This is a genomic window from Clostridium niameyense (assembly GCF_001243045.1).
GTDB lineage: Bacteria > Bacillota > Clostridia > Clostridiales > Clostridiaceae > Clostridium_F > Clostridium_F niameyense.
The window spans coordinates 667,905-689,642 of record NZ_LN849007.1; the positions used below are offsets into that span (position 1 = coordinate 667,905).

The 21,738-nt window shown below is 27.3% G+C and carries 20 protein-coding genes and 2 riboswitches; of the genes, 13 read left to right on the forward strand and 7 right to left on the reverse strand.

All coding sequences use genetic code 11. The features are described from left to right. Nucleotides 1-30 precede the first annotated feature (30 nt). Nucleotides 31-2,112 (forward strand): helix-turn-helix domain-containing protein, encoded by a 2,082-nt coding sequence (locus tag BN1711_RS04130; RefSeq protein WP_050606921.1) that lies wholly within the window; start codon nucleotides 31-33, stop codon nucleotides 2,110-2,112. Nucleotides 2,113-2,354: 242 nt separating this feature from the next. Continuing rightward, a complete protein-coding gene (locus BN1711_RS04135; RefSeq protein WP_050606922.1) occupies nucleotides 2,355-3,782 on the forward strand; it encodes an MATE family efflux transporter in 1,428 nt (475 codons plus the stop codon). A gap of 313 nt (nucleotides 3,783-4,095) precedes the next feature. Here BN1711_RS04135 and BN1711_RS04140 read toward each other — a convergent pair whose 3' ends face one another. After that, nucleotides 4,096-4,518 (reverse strand): flavodoxin, encoded by a 423-nt coding sequence (locus BN1711_RS04140; protein ID WP_050606923.1) that lies wholly within the window; start codon nucleotides 4,516-4,518, stop codon nucleotides 4,096-4,098. A 299-nt stretch (nucleotides 4,519-4,817) separates the two neighbouring features. Between BN1711_RS04140 and BN1711_RS04145 the strand changes: the two genes are divergently transcribed. From BN1711_RS04145 to BN1711_RS04160, 4 genes are all read left to right on the forward strand, one after another. Next, entirely contained in the window at nucleotides 4,818-6,101 is a 1,284-nt protein-coding gene (locus tag BN1711_RS04145) for a DUF5050 domain-containing protein (RefSeq protein ID WP_050606924.1), read from the forward strand. Between the two features lie 149 nt (nucleotides 6,102-6,250). Next, nucleotides 6,251-7,633 (forward strand): MATE family efflux transporter, encoded by a 1,383-nt coding sequence (locus BN1711_RS04150; RefSeq protein ID WP_050606925.1) that lies wholly within the window; start codon nucleotides 6,251-6,253, stop codon nucleotides 7,631-7,633. 271 nt (nucleotides 7,634-7,904) lie between these two features. Further along, a riboswitch (purine riboswitch) is annotated at nucleotides 7,905-8,004 on the forward strand. Nucleotides 8,005-8,075: 71 nt separating this feature from the next. Further along, nucleotides 8,076-9,512: an NCS2 family permease gene (locus tag BN1711_RS04155; RefSeq protein ID WP_050606926.1), complete on the forward strand. Its 1,437-nt coding sequence runs from the start codon at nucleotides 8,076-8,078 to the stop codon at nucleotides 9,510-9,512. 166 nt (nucleotides 9,513-9,678) lie between these two features. Next, a complete protein-coding gene (locus BN1711_RS04160) occupies nucleotides 9,679-10,269 on the forward strand; it encodes a YdcF family protein (RefSeq protein WP_050606927.1) in 591 nt (196 codons plus the stop codon). 17 nt (nucleotides 10,270-10,286) lie between these two features. Here the strand turns inward: BN1711_RS04160 and BN1711_RS04165 are convergent, their stop codons facing one another. Both BN1711_RS04165 and BN1711_RS04170 read right to left on the reverse strand, forming a co-directional pair. Then, complete coding sequence (locus BN1711_RS04165) at nucleotides 10,287-10,856, reverse strand: GDSL-type esterase/lipase family protein (protein WP_050606928.1); 570 nt, start codon at nucleotides 10,854-10,856, stop codon at nucleotides 10,287-10,289. Nucleotides 10,857-10,873: 17 nt separating this feature from the next. After that, nucleotides 10,874-11,191, reverse strand: coding sequence for a hypothetical protein (locus BN1711_RS04170; RefSeq protein WP_050606929.1), 318 nt, complete (start codon nucleotides 11,189-11,191; stop codon nucleotides 10,874-10,876). 206 nt (nucleotides 11,192-11,397) lie between these two features. Continuing rightward, nucleotides 11,398-11,499, forward strand: a riboswitch (purine riboswitch). A 50-nt stretch (nucleotides 11,500-11,549) separates the two neighbouring features. Between BN1711_RS04170 and purE the strand changes: the two genes are divergently transcribed. The 7 genes from purE to purD are packed head-to-tail and all read left to right on the forward strand — an operon-like array spanning nucleotide 11,550 to nucleotide 18,584. After that, complete coding sequence (gene purE, locus BN1711_RS04175; protein WP_050606930.1) at nucleotides 11,550-12,026, forward strand: 5-(carboxyamino)imidazole ribonucleotide mutase; 477 nt, start codon at nucleotides 11,550-11,552, stop codon at nucleotides 12,024-12,026. Continuing rightward, nucleotides 12,026-12,736: a phosphoribosylaminoimidazolesuccinocarboxamide synthase gene (purC, locus tag BN1711_RS04180; RefSeq protein ID WP_050606931.1), complete on the forward strand. Its 711-nt coding sequence runs from the start codon at nucleotides 12,026-12,028 to the stop codon at nucleotides 12,734-12,736. The genes purE and purC overlap by 1 nt, the downstream gene beginning before the upstream one ends. Nucleotides 12,737-12,758: 22 nt before the next feature. Next, nucleotides 12,759-14,165, forward strand: a complete 1,407-nt coding sequence (gene purF / locus BN1711_RS04185) for an amidophosphoribosyltransferase (RefSeq protein ID WP_050606932.1) — start codon at nucleotides 12,759-12,761, stop codon at nucleotides 14,163-14,165. A 20-nt stretch (nucleotides 14,166-14,185) separates the two neighbouring features. Then, complete coding sequence (gene purM, locus BN1711_RS04190; protein ID WP_050606933.1) at nucleotides 14,186-15,181, forward strand: phosphoribosylformylglycinamidine cyclo-ligase; 996 nt, start codon at nucleotides 14,186-14,188, stop codon at nucleotides 15,179-15,181. 18 nt (nucleotides 15,182-15,199) lie between these two features. Further along, nucleotides 15,200-15,817 carry a phosphoribosylglycinamide formyltransferase gene (gene purN / locus BN1711_RS04195; protein ID WP_050606934.1) on the forward strand — a complete coding sequence of 206 codons (618 nt, stop codon included), beginning with the start codon at nucleotides 15,200-15,202 and terminating at the stop codon, nucleotides 15,815-15,817. A gap of 2 nt (nucleotides 15,818-15,819) precedes the next feature. Continuing rightward, the gene (gene purH / locus BN1711_RS04200; RefSeq protein ID WP_050606935.1) at nucleotides 15,820-17,319 is read left to right on the forward strand and encodes a bifunctional phosphoribosylaminoimidazolecarboxamide formyltransferase/IMP cyclohydrolase; all 1,500 of its coding nucleotides are present in this window, start codon (nucleotides 15,820-15,822) and stop codon (nucleotides 17,317-17,319) included. Nucleotides 17,320-17,342: 23 nt separating this feature from the next. Next, a complete protein-coding gene (purD, locus tag BN1711_RS04205) occupies nucleotides 17,343-18,584 on the forward strand; it encodes a phosphoribosylamine--glycine ligase (protein WP_050606936.1) in 1,242 nt (413 codons plus the stop codon). A gap of 129 nt (nucleotides 18,585-18,713) precedes the next feature. On the opposite strand, the gene BN1711_RS04210 is transcribed toward purD, so the two are convergent. From BN1711_RS04210 to BN1711_RS04225, 4 genes are all read right to left on the reverse strand, one after another. After that, nucleotides 18,714-19,592, reverse strand: a complete 879-nt coding sequence (locus BN1711_RS04210; protein WP_050606937.1) for a polysaccharide deacetylase family protein — start codon at nucleotides 19,590-19,592, stop codon at nucleotides 18,714-18,716. A 14-nt stretch (nucleotides 19,593-19,606) separates the two neighbouring features. Continuing rightward, nucleotides 19,607-19,843 (reverse strand): hypothetical protein, encoded by a 237-nt coding sequence (locus BN1711_RS04215; RefSeq protein WP_050606938.1) that lies wholly within the window; start codon nucleotides 19,841-19,843, stop codon nucleotides 19,607-19,609. 154 nt (nucleotides 19,844-19,997) lie between these two features. Beyond that, the gene (locus tag BN1711_RS04220) at nucleotides 19,998-20,348 is read right to left on the reverse strand and encodes a hypothetical protein (protein ID WP_050606939.1); all 351 of its coding nucleotides are present in this window, start codon (nucleotides 20,346-20,348) and stop codon (nucleotides 19,998-20,000) included. Nucleotides 20,349-20,361: 13 nt separating this feature from the next. Then, complete coding sequence (locus BN1711_RS04225) at nucleotides 20,362-21,537, reverse strand: cation:proton antiporter (RefSeq protein ID WP_050606940.1); 1,176 nt, start codon at nucleotides 21,535-21,537, stop codon at nucleotides 20,362-20,364. Nucleotides 21,538-21,738 lie beyond the last annotated feature (201 nt).

Genomic DNA, 21,738 nt, shown 5'->3' on the forward strand with positions numbered 1-21,738 from the left:
TATTAAAATAGAGAGTTTTGGAGGAATAATATGCCTAAAGAATTTATAGATTACCCTAATGATTTTCCAATAAAAGTAGAATTAATAAATATAAAAAGATATCCCATTCATTGGCATGAGGATATGGAAATCATATATGTACTTAAGGGTAGTATAAATGTAACCATAGAAACGGAAACTCATAGAGTAAATAAAGGAGAAATAGAAATAATAAATCCTTATGAAGCACATAGTATGAAAACTATTACTCCTAATAATGAAGTGTTACTTTTTAAAATAAATACCTCCTTTTTTAATAGATATTACAATATAGAAAATATGTTTTTTTATACAGATTTTTCTATGCCTGAAGCTCAAAAGGATGAGAAGTATGAAATATTAAGAGAATATCTATCAATTTTGCTTTGTGAATTAACACAAAAAGGAGATGATTATGAAGATGTTGTAGAGGAAACATTAGTAGATCTTTTATATCACCTTATAAATAATTTTCATTATTTAATATATGATGAAGAAGAATTAAAGGTAAATGAAGTTCAATTTGAAAGATATGATAGGATAATAAAATATATTTATTCAAATTATAATAGTAAAATAAGCATACAAGATGTTGCTAGAATGGAATTTTTAAGTTCTCAATATTTATCAAATGAAATGAAAAATAAAGTTGGATATAGTTTCAATGATTTTGTAAACTTAACAAGAGTAGAAGAGGCCATAAAATTGCTTTTAGATACAGATAAAACTATATCTGAGATTTCAGAAGAATTAGGATTTTCACATACTAGATATTTTAATAAACATTTTAAAAAACATTATAAATGTACACCTATGCAATATAGAAAAAAATATAAATTAGATGAGGGGACTTACGAATCCTTAAAACAATTTGAAATGTTGAATGTAAAAGATGCTCTACAAGAACTTACATATTATTTAGAGGATTATCCTCGATTTAATTATGAGGGGAAAATTATAAGAATACATGCAGATTTATCACAAGAAGGAAAAGATCTTGAAAAAATTTGGTATGATATTATTAATTTAGGTAGTGGAAAGGAAGTCTTAAAAGGAAAGCATTATAAATTAGTTCAGGAATTTCAAAAATATGTACATTGTGAGTATGGTTTAGTACAAAATATATTTTCTCAAGATATGAATGTATTTTTAAAAGAGGAAGATAAGTTTTTTAATTGGTACGAAGTAAGGCAGTTATTTGAACTTTTATATAAAATAGAATTAATTCCAGCTATACTTATAGACGATTCTATAAAGGATAAAAATTTTTTGATTAGTCTTTTAAAGGATTTTATTGATTATTTTAGTGATTTTTTTGGGGAAAATGAAATTAAGAAGTGGAGATTTTATATAGACAAGGATTTATCAAAAGATTATATAGAAGACATAAAAGATATATTAGAAGAGTTTGGGAAGGATAATATTTTATATTGGAATATAAATTATAATAAAGTAAATTTAATATATGATACTGCATACATGATTCCATATATTATAAATAAATATTTAAATGAAAAATCTAATGTAATATTTTTAACCTTATTTGATGAGATATATGGAGGAGAATATATAAATAATGAACTTTTTTATGGTGGTTCCGGAATTATAAGCAGACAAGGAATAAAAAAACCTTCATACTATTCATACTATCTTCTATCTAAGTTGGGTAGTGAAGTTATAGATGAAGGTGAAGGATATATTATCACAAGAGAAGATGATGACATAGAAATTTTACTTTATACTTATACTGATGAACTTAGGGATTTAATTTCATTAAAGGATTTATATAAAAAAAGGGGATTAAAAAATACAGTAGAAAAGAAATTTTCTATAAATTTAGCGGGATTAGAGGACACTTACAAAGTAATAACTTATAAAATAGATGAAAAGAAAGGTTCTTCTTATAATAATTGGCTATCTTTAGGAAAACCTAAAAGGATTGATGAATATGAAAGGGAGATTTTACTAAAAACTTCTTTTCCTAATATAAAATTAGGTTTTACTAGAAAAACCCCAGTATATAATATAGTTTCTAGGATAGAGGGGTATGGTGCAATATTAATTACTTTACAAAAAGTACAAAAAACATCTTAAAGTAGGTGTTTTTTGTACTTTTTTAATAATGAAGAAAAATGAAAGTTCTTAGATATATGCCTTCATAGTCCTTACTTTAGTGAATGAAAGTATAGAGTATAAATAGTATACTTAATATATAATAGAAATTTAAGAAATATTTATAGTTTTGAAGTTAAATTTTATACATTATTTAAGGAGAGGATTTTAATGAGTAATAAAAATAACTTTTATAATATAAATAATAAAACGAGGTGCATAATATGGGAATTGACTATAAGGTTTTCTCGAAAGTTAAGGTAGAAAAGGCGTTATTCAAATTTGCAGTTCCAGCTATGATATCATTACTAGTTATGGAACTTTACAATATGGTGGACACAGTTTTTACGGGTATAGCCATAGGTCCAGAAGCTATAGGAGCTTTAACTATAGCATTTCCGGTACAAAGACTTATAGCGGCTTTAGGGATGATGGTAGCAGTGGGAGCTTCTACTGCAGTAGCAAGATGCTTAGGAAAAAAAGATTATGATAATTTAAGATCTGTGATCTTAAATTCAATAAATATTACTATAATAATTATGGTAAGTTTAACATTTTTAATTGCTCTTTTCAAAAATTCTATGATAAAAAATTTATTAGGTGCTAGCGAATCTATGTTTCCCTATGCCAATGAGTACATTTCTATAGTTATATTTGGAGGATTATTTCAAAGTTTAACTTTAGTTATATGTTATATAATGACTTCATTAGGGTATACAAATATAACCCTTAAAGCAACTAGCTTAGGAGCTTTACTAAATGTAATAATAGACTATATATTAGTTATGCATTTTTCTGTAGGAATAAAGGGAGCTGCAATAGCTACAGTTATTTCTCAGTTTATATCTTTTATATATGCATTATATAAATTTTTACAAGTAAAGAGAAAAATAGGTTTAACTATAGATTTTAAATTTAATTTAGAAAAAGACATATTAAATTCAATTATAGGTGTAGGATTTTCATCTTTTATAATAGAAATATCCGACGCGGTAGTAGCTATTATATTAAATAATATATTATCAGTTTATGGTGGAGATAATGCCATAGTTATTGTAGGAGCTACTACAAAAATATCTATGTTTTTATTTATAACGGTTATGGGAATAACTTCAGCTATGCAACCTTTAGCAGCTTTTAATATTGGAGCTAAAAATTACAAAAGGGTTCGTGAAGTAGTAATAAAAAGTATTATAGCAGTTACTGCGGCAACATCAATATTGTGGCTTATAATGTTGATATTCTCAAGTAGTATAATAGGTATATTCTTAAAAGAAACAGTTCTTTTGAAAGAAACAGTTAGGGCATTTAGAATAATAATATCTGTTTTTCCTACTATTGGTATATATTATGTGGCTATATATTATTATCAATCTTTAGGAAGAGCAAGAATATCTCTTATATTATCTGTATATAGACAAATGATAATATTTATACCTGTATTATTTATACTAGTAAGTATATTTAAATTAGAAGGTGCATGGATTGCATATCCTGTTTCAGATATAATATCGGCGGTTACAGGAGTAGTTTATGTAAGGAGAGCTTTAAAGGGAAAAGAAATGACAGCACGTTTAAGAGAACAAAGACAAGCGGAAAAGTCCGAAAAGAAATCCTTCAATGGAAGATCTTTAGAAGTAGGTGGTCTTTAAAGAGAATGAACTAGATAAAGATAATATAATAGCTTAACTAATATGGATAAAAGGATAGTTTCAATTTTATAAAAACTATTCTTTTTATTTTACAAATAAATTTCAAGTATCATAATATTAATATTATAATACTTGAAATAAAAAAGTCAGTGCAATAAATACATAATCTATACAAATAAAGATAAAAGATAATTGATAATTGATAATTTTCAATAGGATTATCTGTCTGGAGGACAGAGAATTTATAGATTATAATATTCTTGCACTGATTTTAACTTAGTTATGTTGTATAGTTTTAAATTAAATATTTAAATTAAGCTATAGTTTTACCTAATTCTATGCATTGGTTTAAGCAATCGTCGTCAGGTTCACCTTGATGTATCAAACCTTCATTTAAAAGTTTTGCACCATAGCCCTTCATTGTTTTAACCCAATTTCTCATCCATTCGCCGTCACCCCAACCATAAGAACCAAATAAGACTATTTCTTTTTCAGAAACACTATCTTTTAATGATTCCACGAAGGGTTGCATAATAGATTCCTCTAGTTGTTCATCTCCCATAGATGGACAACCTAAAATTACTACATCTGCAGAAGTTACATCAGAAACAGAAGCATCTTCTGCGTTGATTAATTTTACTTCTTCAGATTTTGATTTTACACCTTTTTCTATAGCTTGAGCCATAGTTTCAGTATTGCCTGTACCGCTCCAATATATTATGTTTATTTTTTTCATACCATCACTCCTAACAAAATGAAAATGATAATCATTAACAATTACATAATAATACTTTTATAAATATTTGTCAAGAGTTAGATTTAAACTATTTTATTTTTCATAATAATATAGTGATGTTTTTTTATCTTACAAGAGAAATAATATTGGGGTTATGATTTGCTTCATGTAGTTTGAAGGAAATATAGTAATATTTATAGAAAACTATAGTTATTGTTGTATTTAAAGTTTTTAGAAGTATTAGTCGTATATATTTACTAGATAAAAGTTTAAGAATGTTATGAGAGGATTTTTAGAACATGAATAATAATTTGGTAGAAGTTAATATAAAATTTAATGAATCAATAGATGGGAAATATATAAATGAAGATAACATATCTATAAAAGATATGAAAAATAATAATATACTTTTTAAGGTAAAATTACAAGAAAAAAATATATTAAATATAAAGTTAAATATACAAGATGAAAGTTCAGGAGAATATGTTTTAGAGTTTAAAAACGGAATATATTCAAAAGAGGGAAGAAAGCTTGAAGGAGCAAATAAGATAAAGTTTTTTCTTGGAAAAGATAAAGTTGTAAATAACGGAAATAGGGTAGTTAAAGAAGGTAATTGGATTTATTATAGTGGGAATAAAAAGTTTTATACTTATGTGGGATATAGCCCATATGGTGAGATGTGGAAGATGAGTATAGACAAATCTATAAAATACAAACTTTCAGATGATTTTGCTAGTAACTTATGGATAGATGATTTATGGATATATTATATAAATTATAAAGGTAATGAAGGTGAAAGCTGTCTTTACAGAATAAAAAAAGACGGAACTTATAGAGAAAAATTAACAGATACTACGGTTTATGACTTAGTTTTATGTGAAAATAAAATTTTTTATTCTGAATATATGGGGGATTTTAGTAAAAATAATTTTCAAATATATAGTATGAATAAAGATGGTGAAGAGAAAAATGATTTAGAAAATACTAAAGGAATTAATCTACAAATACAAGGACCCTTCTTGTATTATTTAAATTCTGAAGATAATTATAGTATACATAGAATAAGGTTAGATAATTTTGAAAAAGAGAAATTAAATGATGTTAATAGTAAAATATTTATGGAAGTTCATAAAGAGTGGATATATTTTATAAACCAAGATGAGGGTTTTACTTTATATAGAATGATTAAAAATGGAATGTACACAGAAAAGCTTAATGAAGACAATTGTAGTAATGTAATAATTTACAATGATAGTATTTATTATTGTAATATTTCTGAAGGTGAAAATTATCTATATAAAATGAATTTAGATGGTTCAAATAGACAGCTTTTAATAAAACAAGATTGTTCAAGAGAGATATGTATAAGTAATGATTACATATATTATGTTGGTAATGATAAAGAAGGCATTTATAGAGCAAAAATTGATGGAAATGATAATAGATTATTAATAGAAACTAATGCTGTAGGGCTAGATATAGTAGAACCATTTATATATTATTATTATTTAGATACCAAAGATTTAACCATGAATTTGTATAGAATGAAAATTGATGGGAGCCAAAATGAGAGAGTAAATTAATATAGTATTATTGAATATTATTACTAAATATGTTAACATATTTAGTAAAATATAATTTTTAATATTAAAATATTAGAAGTGAAGAAACCCACTTTGAAAAACTTTCAAGGTGGTTTTATTTTGTTTCAATTAAGGAGGGGAGATAACTAATGGAAGAGAACCAAACTACTTTTGTTGGAGAATTATTTTATGATAAGTATTTTTATAATAAATTATTTAAGATAGCATTACCAGTAATTATGCAAAATTTTATAGCCTCTTCTTTAAATATGGTGGATACTATGATGATAGGAAGAGTTGGAGAAAAAGAAATTGCAGCAGTTGGTATAGCTAATCAGTATTTTTTATTGTTTAATTTATTAGTTATAGGTTGCGTTTCAGGATGTAGTATATTTATATCTCAATTTTGGGGGAAGAAAGACAATAAAAATATACGAAAAGTATTAGGAATAGGTTTAAATTTAGGTGTTATTATATCAATAATCTTTACAGTTATAGCTTTAATCATACCTGAAAAGATAATATTAATATTTAACAAAGATCCTAATGTAATTGTATTAGGAGTTAAATATTTAAAAATAGTTAGTATAAGTTATTTATTTACTAGTATAACATTTAACTATGCTATAGCATTGAGATGCATAGAAAAGGCTACTATACCTATGTTGATTAGCTTAGTAGCACTTATCACTAATACCGTTTTAAATTATACTTTTATATTTGGAAATTTTGGATGTAAAGCTATGGGAGTAGAGGGAGCAGCTCTTGCAACTTTAATTGCAAGACTAATAGAAAGTATTATGTATGTCACATATATTTGGCGTACAAAAACAGTTTTAAAGGCTTCATTAAAGGAAATGTTTAGTTTTAATAAAAAATTTTTATTAAATACTATAAAAACTATAGTTCCTGTAGTTTTAAATGAAACCTGTTGGGGACTTGGTATGATTGTATACTCTGCAATATATGGCAGAATAGGTACAAAAGCTATAGCATCAGCACAAATATGTACTACTGTACAGAATTTATTTATGGTAATAAGTTTTGGAATGGCTAATGCATCTACAGTTATGATTGGACATGTAGTAGGCTCAGGAGAAGAATATAAGGCGAAACTCTATGCAAAAAGATTTGTTATACTAGGTTTTTTAGCAGGATTAATTTTAGGAATAATATTAGCATTAACGGCAAAAGATATACTTTCTATATTTAGTGTTTCAAAGGAAGTTTTATCAGATTCTTTAAAAATACTTTATATAACCGCAGCAATGCTTGCTATTAGGGTGTTTAATGTAACTTTAATAGTAGGTGTATTAAGAGGTGGTGGGGATACTAAGGTGCCTTTAGCAATAGAAGGATTTACTATGTGGTGTATAGGAGTTCCAGTATCTTTAATAGGAGCTTTTGTATTTAAATTACCAATTTATTTAGTCGTAGCATTATCTACTGCAGAAGAAATAACTAAATTTTTTATAGGAACTAAAAGATTAGTTTCAAATAGGTGGATAAGAAATTTAACTTATGATGTATAAAAATATGTAAAAATAAAATAACACTAATGAGAACTTACAAGTCTATTTTATGTAATTTATGCTTGTTAAGTTCTCATTTTAATTTGTTATAATCATATAAATTTTATTTATATTAAAAATTTAAGTTGATTAAAAAAATATAAAAACGAACATTAAATTTAAAAATATAATTTAATATTCAACATGGTTAGAATATTAAATTAAAAATTAGAATAAAAGCATTGACTTTTCATGTGATAAGGACTAATATATAAATATAATATATTTTATAAAACAAGTTATTAAATTTGTCCATATAATCTTAATGATAAGGATTAAGAGTTTCTACCAGAGGCCTATAACCTCTGACTATGGGCGAATCCACTTATAATAAACTCTTTCTAAAGTTTTGTTTTGGATTTGCTCATATTTAAAACAAATTTTTATTTAGGGGGAGTTTTTAATGTATGCAGAAAATAGAAATATGCAACAAAATAACAAATCTTTTTTAGATTCATTTTTTAAGTTATCACAAAACGGAACTAATGTTAAAACAGAAATTATAGCAGGTATTACTACATTTATTACTATGGCCTACATAATATTTGTAAATCCTAACATACTTATGCAAGCAGGTATGAATTCCAAAGGGCTCATGGGAGATGCAGCAATTAAGGCAGGAATCTCAGCTATTAATGATCCAGTAGTAGGTGCCATTTTTGCAGCTACTTGTATTTCAGCAGCTATAGGAACTTTAATAATGGCTCTTTATGCTAATGTTCCTTTTGCACAGGCTCCTGGTATGGGACTTAATGCATTTTTTACTTTTAGTGTTTGTTTAACTTTAGGTTATACATGGCAACAAGCTTTAGCAGCAGTGTTTATATCTGGAATATTATTTATCATAATAACTCTTACATCCATTAGGGAGAAAATAGTGGACGCTATTCCTCAAAATTTGAAATATGCTATATCTGGGGGAATTGGATTATTTATAGCTTTAATAGGTTTTAAATCTGGAGGAATAATAGTTTCAAATCCAGCTACTCTTATAACTTTTGGAGATTTTACAAATCCACATACAGTGTTAACTATAATAGGAATATGTATTACAGCAATTTTAATGTCAAGACAAGTAAAGGGTTCTATGTTAATAGGAATAGTTTTAACTACATTCATAGGTATACCTTTAGGGATTACTAAAATTGCAGGTGTTAGCTTTATTTCAGCACCACCATCTTTAGCACCAACATTTCTAAAATTAGATTTGTCTGGACTTTTGGGATTTGGTACTGCAGGAATAATTGGAGCTATAAGTAGTGTATTAACTGTAGTTATATCTTTTAGTTTAGTTGATATGTTTGACACTATAGGAACTTTAGTTGGAACTGCTCAAAAAGCAGGTATGATTGATGAAAATGGTAAAATGGAAAATTTAAACAAAGCACTGTTAGCAGATGCTGTAGCAACTACTGCAGGAGCTTTAATAGGTACAAGTAGCGTTACAACTTATGTGGAATCTACGGCAGGAGTTTCAGAAGGTGGTAGAACAGGATTAACCTCATTTACTACAGCAATTATGTTTATATTAGCCTTGTTCTTTAGTGGACTTGTGGGAATTGTACCACAAGAAGCTACAGCACCAGCACTTATAATAGTGGGAGTTTTAATGATGGGATCTATAACAAATATAAACTTTAATGATTTTACAGAAGCATTACCAGCTTTCCTTACTATAGCAATTATGCCTTTTAGTTATAGTATAGCTAATGGTATTGCCTCAGGAATAATATTTTATCCTATAGTGAAAGTAGTTACAGGAAAAAGGAAAGAGATTCATCCTATAATATATATATTAGCCATATTATTTATAATTAGATTTACGATTCTTCCTAAATAAGATTATATAAAATGGAGTTTGAGCTAATTAATTAAATTAGTTTTCAAACTCTATTTTTATGTAAAACAAATTAGTTACTTCTTCTTTTAATGATTATAGTATATTATTAAAATAGAAAGTATAAAGATATTATGAAAATTAAAATTTAAGTGGGGAGAAGGTTGATATGCATATTAGATATAACAAATTTTTAAAATATATTGAACGATTTATTATTTTTGTTTTTATAGTTGTGACTTTCTTGGCTTTTCAAATAGTTCATTTTTCTATTAGGGAAAAGCCTGTAAAATCTGATTGCATAATAGTATTAGGATGCAAAGTTAAAGGAAGTATTCCTACTCCATTTCTGGTATGTAGAATAGATGAAGCCATAAGGCTACATAAGAAAGGATTTTCAAAATATATTATAGTTTCAGGTGGGCAAGTACCTGGAGAAGATATAAGTGAAGCCAAATCTATGAAAGAGTATTTAATTAAAAATGGTATAAATAAGGAATTTATAATTATAGAGGATAAATCTATTAATACTTTAGAGAATATAAAATACTCAAAAGAAAAAATGGCAGAGAATAAATTTAAGTCTGCCATAATAGTATCTAATAAATATCATTTAAAAAGGGCATCATTAGTATGTAAAAAAGAAAATATAGAAGCAAGTTATTCAGGAATTTTAGTAAAATCTTATATAAGTTATGAAATTATAGGATTTTTAAGAGAGATACCTGCTTTATTAGTATATTATATTATAATTTCATGAACTAAAATAATATTATATTAAAAATATTTTAAAACTTCATTAAACATAATCTTATGCCCTAGTTCTGTAGGATGAATTCCATCTATAAATAATTCTTCTGGAGTACATTTATTTGTATATTCTTCAAAGATAGTGTAAAAATCTATATATTTAATGTTTTTTTCATTACATAAATTTATTATAAAGTCTCTATATTGTTTTAAATTATTATTAACAGATGCATAGTTTAAATTTGTAGTCCATATTTTTGAAGCTGGATTCGTTTCAATTTTCATAGGAATACCAATAATAGGATTCATATTGTTTTCTAAAGTTTCATTTATTATTAAAAGCAAATTTTCCATAGTATTTTTTAAAGAACGATTTAATAAAAAGTCATTGGTTCCTACTAAAATTAAAACATCAGTAGGATTATTTAAGATAACATCATTATGATATCTACTAAGTATACCAAAAGTGGTATCTCCATTAATTCCCTTATTTATAAATATGTTATCATTAGAATTTTTAAGAAGTTCAAACCAAGAATATTCTGTATTAACCCCATAACCTACCGTAATGCTATCTCCAATACATATAACTTTCATAAAGTCACCTCGAATACTTAAATTTTTCCACTGAATTTTTGTAGAGCTATAAATAACTCTTCTTGTTCAGCTATTTGATTTTGAAGAGCCCAAACATTATTAGCATAGTTAAAGTTTCTAGTTAATATACTTAAGAAGTTATTTTTCCATTTAGGATTAAGTAAGGATAAGAACTTTTCTTGATGATTATTAGGCATAGAATAGTAAAGTTCTTCTATTTCTTGGTTAAAGTTTTTTAAGTTATTATATAATTCTATGCTTCTATTTTTATAATTATTTCTGCAAATATATAAGGATACTGCAGATATGATTATGAAAATAAAAAAAATCCACATATATAAGTCTCCTCTATGTATAATGGTAATTTAATTATACACCAATATTGTATTTTAACAAATATACAATAAAATATATGAAGAAATACGAACTTTTGTTAAAATAAATATATATATAATTCATAAATATACGAACGATAAATTTAAAATTAAAATAAATGTATTGATTTTTGGAGTTTAAAGTGATAGTATAATATTAAGACAATAAATAAATTTAATAAGTCATCCATATAATCTCAATAATAAGGATTGAGAGTTTCTACGAGAAAACCGTAAATTTTCTGTCTATGGATAATCTTTTGGAATATTACCAACAGGTTCTTCATGGACGGTTGGTAATTTTTTTAGGGGGGATATAATGAAAATAGCAATAATTTTAGGGAGTAAATCAGATGTAGATAAAATGAAACCGGCTACAGAACTTTTAAGTGAATTTGGTATAAATTATAAGGGATATATTTTATCTGCTCATAGGGTACCAGAAAAGTTATTAGAAACTATAAAAAAGTTAGAAGCAGAAGAATATGAATGTATAATAGCTGCTGCGGGATTAGCTGCACATCTGCCAGGAGTTATAGCATCACATACAACTCTTCCAGTTATAGGAGTACCAATAGATGCAAAACTTCAAGGCTTAGATTCACTTTTGTCTATAGTTCAAATGCCTAAGGCTATTCCTGTAGCTACTGTAGGAATAAACAATAGTTACAATGCAGCAATGCTTTCTATAGAAATATTATCTTTGAAATATTCTATATTAAAAGAAAAATTAAAACAATATAGAAAAAATATGAAAGAAAAATTTATAAAGGATAACGAAAGGATGGGGTTTTAATGAAAAAGAAAGAAATGTTATACGAGGGAAAAGCAAAAAAGGTTTATGAAACAGAGGATCAGGACAAGGTGCTGGTATACTATAAAGATGATGCTACAGCGTTTAATGGAGAGAAAAAAGGAATAATTAAAAGTAAAGGAGAAATGAATAATGCCATAACATCTATGCTATTTGAACTTCTAGAAAAAGAAGGGGTATGTACACATTTTATAGAGAAAATAAATGAAAGAGAACAGCTATGTAATAAAGTAGAGATAATACCTTTAGAGGTTATAGTTAGAAATGTAGCAGCTGGAAGTATGGCAAAAAGATTAGGGATTAAAGAAGGAACTAAATTAAACACTACAGTATACGAAATAAGTTATAAAAATGATGATTTAAATGATCCACTTGTAAATGATTATCATGCAGTAGCCATAGGACTTACTAATTTTGAGGAATTAAAGGGTATATATTGTATAGCAGAAAAAGTAAATAAAATATTGAAAGAATTTTTTGAAAAACTAGGAATAATTTTGGTAGACTTTAAAATAGAAATAGGAAGGTTTAAAGAAAAACTTATTTTGGCAGATGAAATATCACCAGATACTTGTAGATTATGGGATGTAAAAACAGGAGAAAAATTAGATAAAGATAGATTTAGAAGAAATCTTGGTAATGTAGAAGAAGCTTACATGGAAATATTAAAAAGAATAAATAAAGCAAATTAGTAAGGATAAGTGGGGATTAAAAATGTGCTATATAAATGATGATAAATTCAAAGAGGAATGTGGAGTATTTGGCATTTTTTCAAAGGATAAAGATATAAATGTAGCTGCCATAACCTATTATGGGTTGTATGCTCTTCAGCATAGAGGACAAGAAAGTTGTGGTATGGCAATATCTGATGGACAAAAGCTTAAGTATCATAAAGATATGGGACTTGTATCTGAGGTTTTTAATAAGGAAATAATAAATGGCCTTAGAGGGAAAATGGCTATAGGGCATGTAAGATATTCAACTACTGGGGAAAATAGAGTAGATAATGCTCAGCCTATACTTGGAAATTATAAATTAGGATCTATTGCAATAGCTCATAATGGTAACTTAGTAAATGCAGAAGTTATAAGAGAACTTTTAGAGGATTGTGGATGTATATTTCAAACTTCAGTAGATTCAGAAGTGCTTTTGAATTTAATAGCGAGAAGCGCTAAAAAAGGCATAGAAAAATCAGTTGTAGATGCTATGCAAGCTATAAAAGGTTCTTATGCTATTGTTATACTTACAGAGGATAGATTAATAGGGGTTAGAGATCCTAATGGTATAAGACCTATGTGTATAGGGAAAATTGGGGATAGTTATATATTAAGTTCTGAAAGTTGTGCTTTAGATTGTACAGGGGGAGAATTTATAAGAGATGTAGAACCCGGTGAAATTGTTATTATAGATGAGAATGGTATTAGTTCCATTAAATTTGCAGAAAAAACAAAATGTGAAACCTGTTCCTTTGAGTATATATATTTTGCAAGGCCAGATAGTACTATTGATGGTATTGATGTATATGAATCTAGAGTTAGAGCTGGAAGGCGTCTTTATGAAGAATGTCCTGTAGATGCAGATATAGTTATAGGAGTACCAGATTCAGGGGTGCCAGCAGCAGTGGGATACGCTGAAGCATCAGGAATACCTTATGGCATAGGCTTTATAAAAAATAAATATGTAGGAAGGACTTTTATAGCACCATCACAAGAATTAAGAGAAAGAGCTGTATCTGTTAAATTGACTCCTTTGAAAACTAATGTACAAGGTAAAAGGGTAGTAATAGTAGATGATTCTATAGTGAGGGGAACTACAAGTAAGAGATTGGTACAAATTTTAAGAAAAGCAGGAGCGGTAGAAGTTCATTTCAGAGTATCTTCACCTATAGTTAAATATCCTTGTTATTTTGGAATAGATACTCCTTATAGAAAGGATTTAATAGGGTCAAATTTTACAGAAGATAAAATAAAAGAAGAGATAGGAGCCGATAGTTTAGGATATATAAGTACAAAAGGACTTATAAGTGTTCTAAAGGAGAATAAAGGTTTTTGTTTGGGATGTTTTAATGGAATATATCCTATGTCTGCACCTATAGAAATTGAAAAGAAAAGTTTAGAATAAATCAGAAGGGAAGATTTTAAATGATATCTTACAAAGAAGCCGGGGTCAATATAGAAGAAGGTTATAAGTCCGTAAGTCTTATAAAAGAACATGCCTTAAAAACGTTTAATAAGGGAGTATTAAATAATTTGGGAAGCTTTGCAGGTATGTTTGAGCTTCCTAAATTTAAAAATCCTGTACTAGTATCTGGAACTGATGGAGTTGGAACAAAACTTGATATAGCCTTTAGAATGAAAAAATACAATACAGTTGGAATTGATTGTGTAGCTATGTGTGTAAATGATATATTATGCCATGGAGCAAAACCATTATTTTTCTTAGATTATATAGCTTGTGGAAAGTTAAAAGCAAAAGTAGCAGCTGAGCTAGTAGAAGGAGTAAGTATGGGATGCTTACAATCGGATGCTGCCTTAATAGGAGGAGAAACTGCAGAAATGCCTGGATTTTATAGAGATGGGGAATATGATATAGCAGGTTTTACTGTAGGAATAGTAGAAAAAGATAAAATAATAGATGGAAGTTTAGTAGAAGATGGGGATACTTTAATAGGTATAGCTTCATCAGGCCCTCATAGTAACGGTTATTCTCTTATAAGAAAGCTTATATTTAATTTAGAAGAAGAGTTAAATGGAAATAAAATAGGAGAAATTTTATTAAAGCCTACAAAAATATATGTAAAGCCAGTATTTAAACTTTTAGAAAAGTATAATATAAAGGCTATGGCACATATAACAGGTGGAGGATTTTATGAAAATATACCAAGAATGTTTAAAGAAGATTTTACAGCTTTTATTAAGAAAGATTCTTTTCCAGTACCAGAAATATTTAAATATATAAAGAACTTAGGGGTAGAAGAAGATCATATGTATAATACTTTTAACATGGGGATAGGATTTGTTTTATGTGTAAATTCAAAAGATTCGGAAGGAATAATAAAACATCTGATAGAAATGGGCGAAAAAGCTTATAAAATAGGGTATGTAAAATCTGGAGATAAGGTTGTTAAATTATTATAATTTTAAAAGGAGAAGGAAATGTTTAAAATAGCAGTTTTAGTATCAGGAGGAGGAACTAATCTCCAGTCTATAATAGATAACATCGAAAAAGGATATCTAAAAAATTGTTGTATAGAATGTGTTATATCAGATAGGGATAATGTATATGGGTTAAAGAGAGCAGAAAATAAGAAAATTAAAACTTATGTTTTTGATAGAAAAATTTATAAAGACCAAATATCAGATGAAATACTAAAAGTTTTAGAAAATAAAGTGGATTTAATAGTTTTAGCAGGATGGCTTTCTATATTAGAAGGGGATCTAATTGATAAATTTGAAAATAAAATAATAAATATTCATCCATCTTTAATTCCAAGCTTTTGTGGAAATGGAATGTACGGCATAAGAGTTCACCAAAAAGCTATAGAATATGGAGTTAAAATTTCAGGGTGTACAGTACATTTTGTAGATCAAAAAACAGATAATGGTCCTATAATAATGCAAAAAGTAGTACCGGTATTTTCCAAAGATACTGCAGAAAGTCTTCAAAAAAGAGTATTAGAAAAAGAACATATGGCATTATCTGAAGCTATAAAACTTATAAGTGAAAAAAAGATTTGTGTAGAGGGTCGAAAAGTTACAATAATGGGGGAATAAAAATGATAAAGAGAGCATTAATAAGTGTATATGATAAAACAGGTATATTGGATTTAGCGCAATTTTTAATAGAAAAACAAGTAGAGATAATATCTACTGGTGGAACCTATAAATATTTAAAAGATCATGGTATAGATGTAATAGATATAGAAAGTATAACGGGATTTCCTGAAATATTAGATGGAAGAGTAAAGACACTACATCCTAATATACATGGGGGTATATTAGCTATAAGAGATAATAAAGAACATATAAATACAATAAAAGAAAAAAATATAAAGCCTTTAGATATGGTGGTAGTAAACCTATATCCTTTTTTTAATAAGGTGCAAGAGAATATATCTTTTGAAGAAAAGATTGAATTTATAGATATTGGTGGACCTACTATGATAAGAGCAGCAGCTAAAAATTTTAAAGATGTAATAGTTCTAACAGATACTTCAGATTATAAAAAGGTAATAGAAGATTTAGATGAAAAGAGAGATGTAGATTTTAACACTAGAAAATATTTTGCAGGAAAAGTATTTAATCTTATGTCATGTTATGATGCAGCTATAAGTAGTTTTTTATTGGAAGAGGAGAATCCTAATTACTTAACTTTATCTTATGAAAAGAAAATGGATTTAAGGTACGGTGAGAACCCACATCAAAGTGCAGCTTATTATGTTCAATCTGTAGGACAAGCCCCTATGAAAAATTTTGAAAAATTAAACGGAAAAGAGCTTTCTTATAATAACATAAAAGACATGGACATTGCATGGAAGACCGTATGGGAATTTGATGACATAGCTTGTTGTGCATTAAAGCATAATTCTCCTTGTGGTGTAGCTTTAGGAGAATCTACTTTAGAAGCTTATAAGAAAGCTTACGAATGTGATTCTGTATCTATATTTGGAGGAATTGTAGCTTTAAATAGAAAAGTAGATAAAGAAACTGCAGAGGAATTAAAAAAAATATTTTTAGAAATAGTTATAGCTCCAGATTTTGATGAAGAAGCTTTGCAGTTATTAAAACTTAAAAAGAATTTAAGAGTTATAAAGTGTTCTCAAAAACCAACTCATAGTAATGAAATTGTAAAGGTTGATGGTGGTATATTAGTTCAACAAAATGATGATGAACTAATAAAAGATATAAAAGTGGTTACTGATAAAAAACCAACAGATAAAGAAATGAAAGAACTTTTATTTGCTATGAAGGTAGTTAAGTATGTGAAGTCCAATGCTATAGTAGTATCAAAAGACTATATGGCAAAAGGAATAGGAGGAGGACAAGTAAATAGAATATGGGCAGCCAAGGAAGCTTTAAATAGAGCAAAAGAGGGGGTAGTGTTAGCATCTGATGCATTCTTTCCTTTTGATGATGTAGTAGAGGTAGCTTCAAAATATAATATTAAATCTATAATACAACCTGGAGGATCTATAAGAGATGAAGATTCAATAAAGGCTTGCAATAAACTTGGAATTTCTATGGTATTTACTGGAATGAGACATTTCAAACATTAAAAGTTGTATAGTGGGGGATAAAAATGAAAGTACTAATAATAGGTTCAGGAGGAAGAGAACATGCTATAGCATGGGCTATAGCTAAAAATAACAAAATTGAAAACATATATTGTGTTCCGGGAAATGGTTCTACAGCTTTAGAAGACAAATGTAAAAATATAAATTTATCATCTAATGAAGAAATATTAAAGTTTGCTAAAGAAAATTGTATAGACTTAACTATAGTAGGACCTGAAGTTCCTTTAATAGAAGGAATAGTAGACGAATTTAAAAAATCAGGATTAAAAATCTTTGGGCCTTCTAAAAATGCAGCACTATTAGAAGGTAGTAAGGCTTATGCAAAAGAATTCATGAAAAAATATAATATAAAAACAGCAGAATATGAAGTTTTTACGGAAAAAGAAAAGGCACTGAAATATCTTGAAAGTTGTGAGTATCCTATAGTTATAAAAGCTGATGGATTAGCGGCAGGAAAAGGTGTAGTTATATGTAAAGATATAAAAGAGAGTAGTAAAACCATAGAAGAATTTATGATTAATGATAAATTTAAAGGAGCGGGAAAAAAGATTGTTATAGAAGAATTCTTGCAAGGACATGAAGCTTCTATATTATCCATAACAGATGGTAAAATAATAATACCTTTTGTATCATCAAAGGATCATAAACAAATATATGATGGATCTATTGGACCTAACACTGGAGGTATGGGGGTTATAGCCCCTAATCCCTATTGTACAGAGAAGGTTTTAAAAGATTTTAATGACAATATTTTAAATCCCACATTAAGGGGAATAAAAGAAGAAAATTTGGACTTTATAGGAATAATTTTCTTTGGAATAATGATAACGAAAAAGGGGACATATCTTTTAGAATACAATGTGAGAATGGGAGATCCAGAAACACAAGCAGTTCTTCCACTTATGGAAACAGACTTTGTATGGTTAGTAGAAAAGGCATTAAATAAAGAACTAAAAAATATTAATATAGAGTGGAAAAATGCTTATTCAACTTGTGTAGTAGCAGCTTCAAAAGGTTATCCTTCAAAATATGAAAAAGGATTTATAATAGATGGAATAGATAAAGTAGACTTAATGTTTGGAGCAGGAGTAAAGCTACAACAACATAAATTAGTTACCAGTGGAGGAAGAGTGTTATGCACTCAAGCTTTAGGAGAAACCTTAGAAGAATCTATATGTAAAGCTTATGATAAAATTAAAAAAATAAATTTTCAAGGAATCTATTATAGAAAAGATATAGGAAAATAAGGGTACTTTAAAATATTTTCTTAAATTAAAAATTGGGAAATTAGTAATCAGAAATAACTTTAAAGTTATTTATATAACACTGATGCTAATTTCCCAATTTTATTTATAAAATTATAATATTTTCTATACTTAACGTGTAAGGCTTGCTCTAGGAGAATCCTTTGTTAGAACTTCAAATATAAATCCTTGTTCTTTTAATCCTTTTATAATTTCAGGAAGAGCTTGTACAGTTGTAACCTTTGGATTAGTATCATGCATAAGTATTACAGCTTGGTGAGTACCCCTAGATTGAGATAGTACGGAATTTACTATACGCTCTTTCTTTTGACAGAATGCTGATGCGTCTGTTGAATCTACATTCCAATCAAAATATACATAACCTTTTTTCTCCATGTATGGTAAGATAGATTTCATTACAGAACGTCCACCATATCTATGACTTATAGTGTTATTAGAACCACCAGGATATCTTATAATATGACTAGAATTTTTACCAGTAGTATCTTCTAAAAACTTGTCCAATTTCTTTACATCTTTTTCAAAGTTTTCAGGTGAAATATATACATTACTATAATCATGACTATAAGTGTGATTAGCTATAACATGACCATCTTGTTGTATTTCTTTATATAAATTTGCTAATTTAGGATGTCCATTTACAAAAAAGGTAGCTTTAATATTATTTTCCTTTAATATTTTTAATATATCTTTTGTATTATTAGAAGGACCATCATCAAAAGTTAAATAAGCTATTTTAACGTTCTTAAGTTTCTCTTTGTAGACATCTTCTTGACCTTTTATGTCAGATAAAAGTTTTGCATTTTTACTTTCCATGTTATTATTGTCTTGTTGTATTGTGGTTAATTTCTTATTTAATGAACTTTTTTCAATTTTCATAGCGATAACTTTACCTTCTGTAACCACAATACTAAGAAGTGCGAAGGTAAATAAAAGCATAGTTGTTATTTTTCTTAAATCCCATTTAAATCTGTTGTTTAATTTTATCATAATTTTATCACCTTTTAAATATTTTTTAATTTATCAATTTTAGTTTTTAAATCTTTATATTTATTACTTAACTTATTGTTTTCGGATTTTAAGCCATTATTTTTTTGCTGCAAACTTTGAACTTTAGTTTTAAGTTCTGCATTTTGAGATTTATAATTTTTTATTCTAGTATTATTAAAGACTGCAAAAGAACACATAAAAAATAATATCAATATAGGTAAAAACGGATTTTTAGATTTCTTCTTCCTCAATTTAATATCTTCCTTTCAATAAATAAAATATTTACAATATTAATTATACACATATTAAGTATTATATTGTAACAATAAAGTAACAATATTGATGCTTTATGTAGAAATATAACAAAAGATAGCTTAATATCACTAAGCTATCTCTTATTATAGATTATTCGTTATAATCTAATTTTGCATCAAAGCATTTAATTACTGGAATAACGAACATAAATCCAATACCAGGTTCTATTTCTAATTTTAGTTCTTTTCTTAAATTATCTATAACCTCATTTAATTTCTCTTCAGATTTTATTACACTTATAATAGTTTTACTATAAGGTACGTCTCCTTCAACTAATTTTCTTAAACCAGCGAATATAGGCACTTCCAGGTTGTTTTCTAGCAGTATTTTTCCAAGTCCTCTACTGTTTAATGTAGTAGCTCCACATTTATGTCCATAGAAGATTTCGTGTACTGCATGAAGTTTTTTTACATCATTTAATATTAAGACAATGGCATACATAGAAAGCCTCCTTTTATATATTAGCTTCTTTAGCTTTAATTATAGCACTTTTTGTGAATAATGGTCCTATAAGTTCTGTAATAATTGTTGTAGATAAAAGTATAGTTAATACTTTTATGTCAAGACCAGTACCTTTAAATTCCCTACTAACTATAATAGCAAGTCCTATTGCTACACCTATTTGAGAAAATAATCCATAACCTATATATTTTTTTACTGTTTTAGGAGCTTTAGAAATAGTTGCACCTAAAGAAGCACCTAAAACTTTACCAAGGATTCTAAACACAAGATATGCAAGACCTAAAATACCTAGTTTAGGTATCATCTTTACATCTAATCTAGAGCCTGCTAGTACAAAAAAAGTTGCTATAATAGGTGAGGATAGATTCTCTATAGAACTAAAGGATTCATTACTATGAGAGCATAGATTGGCTACAGTTATTCCTAAACACATACAAGCTAATAATGATGATAGGTTAAAATGTATGCATATACCTGTAAGTAGTACAATTGCCCCTAATGTAAAACCTTGAATTTCTGAATCTTTTACAGATTTGTTTAATAAATAAATTAAAATTATACCTAATATAAAACCTAATACTAAGGCAGCTATTATTTGAATAATAGGAACAACTATCATAGAATAAGTACTTACAGATCGTTTATTATCAATAAGTACCTTGGCTACAGAAGATGCTATTGAGTATATCATAAGACATATACCATCATCTACAGCTACAACACCTAATAGTGTGCTTGTTAAAGGTCCTTTAGCATGAAGTTCTTTTAATACCATTACGGTAGCTGCTGGTGCTGTAGCTGAAGCTACTGCGCCTAAAATTAAAGCAGTGTATATTTGTTCTCCTAATAAAATTACTATAATAGTAACTAATATAAAAGCACCAAATGCTTCAAAAAACGCTATTATGAAAATAGGTTTTCCAAGTTTTTTTATTACGGATACTTCAAGTTCACTACCTATGTTAAAAGCTATTATGCCTAAAGCAAAATCACTTATAAAAGATAACTTATTAAGCATTTCAGCATTTTGAATTTTTAATCCAGATACACCTAGTATCAAACCAGCGATTACATAACCAGCTACTGCAGGAATTTTAAATTTGTTCATAATTTTACCTAAAATAATACCTAATAATAAAGCTAAACCTACTCCTATGAAAGGATTCATTTGTTTCACCTCTTTTAAATTTATATAGAATAAGAGCTATACTAATTAGTATATAACATATCCTATATATTTTTCAAATTTAGGGTTATATATATATATGTAGACATCATATACATAAATTCTGATTTAACAGTGAAAAGATTTATAATGGCTATATATGAAGAAAATATGAATAACTTTCTATGAATAATATAGAACATT

Bases quoted from the DNA above. Each gene is read 5' to 3' on its own strand.
- purC (WP_050606931.1), top strand. From the start codon at position 12,026: ATGAAAAAGAAAGAAATGTTATACGAGGGAAAAGCAAAAAAGGTTTAT.
- BN1711_RS04130 (WP_050606921.1), top strand. From the start codon at position 31: ATGCCTAAAGAATTTATAGATTACCCTAATGATTTTCCAATAAAAGTA.
- purD (WP_050606936.1), top strand. From the start codon at position 17,343: ATGAAAGTACTAATAATAGGTTCAGGAGGAAGAGAACATGCTATAGCA.
- purN (WP_050606934.1), top strand. From the start codon at position 15,200: ATGTTTAAAATAGCAGTTTTAGTATCAGGAGGAGGAACTAATCTCCAG.
- BN1711_RS04165 (WP_050606928.1), bottom strand. From the start codon at position 10,856: ATGAAAGTTATATGTATTGGAGATAGCATTACGGTAGGTTATGGGGTT.
- BN1711_RS04220 (WP_050606939.1), bottom strand. From the start codon at position 20,348: ATGTATGCCATTGTCTTAATATTAAATGATGTAAAAAAACTTCATGCA.
- purM (WP_050606933.1), top strand. From the start codon at position 14,186: ATGATATCTTACAAAGAAGCCGGGGTCAATATAGAAGAAGGTTATAAG.
- purH (WP_050606935.1), top strand. From the start codon at position 15,820: ATGATAAAGAGAGCATTAATAAGTGTATATGATAAAACAGGTATATTG.
- BN1711_RS04150 (WP_050606925.1), top strand. From the start codon at position 6,251: ATGGAAGAGAACCAAACTACTTTTGTTGGAGAATTATTTTATGATAAG.
- BN1711_RS04170 (WP_050606929.1), bottom strand. From the start codon at position 11,191: ATGTGGATTTTTTTTATTTTCATAATCATATCTGCAGTATCCTTATAT.
- BN1711_RS04155 (WP_050606926.1), top strand. From the start codon at position 8,076: ATGTATGCAGAAAATAGAAATATGCAACAAAATAACAAATCTTTTTTA.
- BN1711_RS04140 (WP_050606923.1), bottom strand. From the start codon at position 4,518: ATGAAAAAAATAAACATAATATATTGGAGCGGTACAGGCAATACTGAA.
- BN1711_RS04135 (WP_050606922.1), top strand. From the start codon at position 2,355: ATGGGAATTGACTATAAGGTTTTCTCGAAAGTTAAGGTAGAAAAGGCG.
- BN1711_RS04160 (WP_050606927.1), top strand. From the start codon at position 9,679: ATGCATATTAGATATAACAAATTTTTAAAATATATTGAACGATTTATT.
- purE (WP_050606930.1), top strand. From the start codon at position 11,550: ATGAAAATAGCAATAATTTTAGGGAGTAAATCAGATGTAGATAAAATG.
- BN1711_RS04145 (WP_050606924.1), top strand. From the start codon at position 4,818: ATGAATAATAATTTGGTAGAAGTTAATATAAAATTTAATGAATCAATA.
- purF (WP_050606932.1), top strand. From the start codon at position 12,759: ATGTGCTATATAAATGATGATAAATTCAAAGAGGAATGTGGAGTATTT.
- BN1711_RS04210 (WP_050606937.1), bottom strand. From the start codon at position 19,592: ATGATAAAATTAAACAACAGATTTAAATGGGATTTAAGAAAAATAACA.
- BN1711_RS04225 (WP_050606940.1), bottom strand. From the start codon at position 21,537: ATGAATCCTTTCATAGGAGTAGGTTTAGCTTTATTATTAGGTATTATT.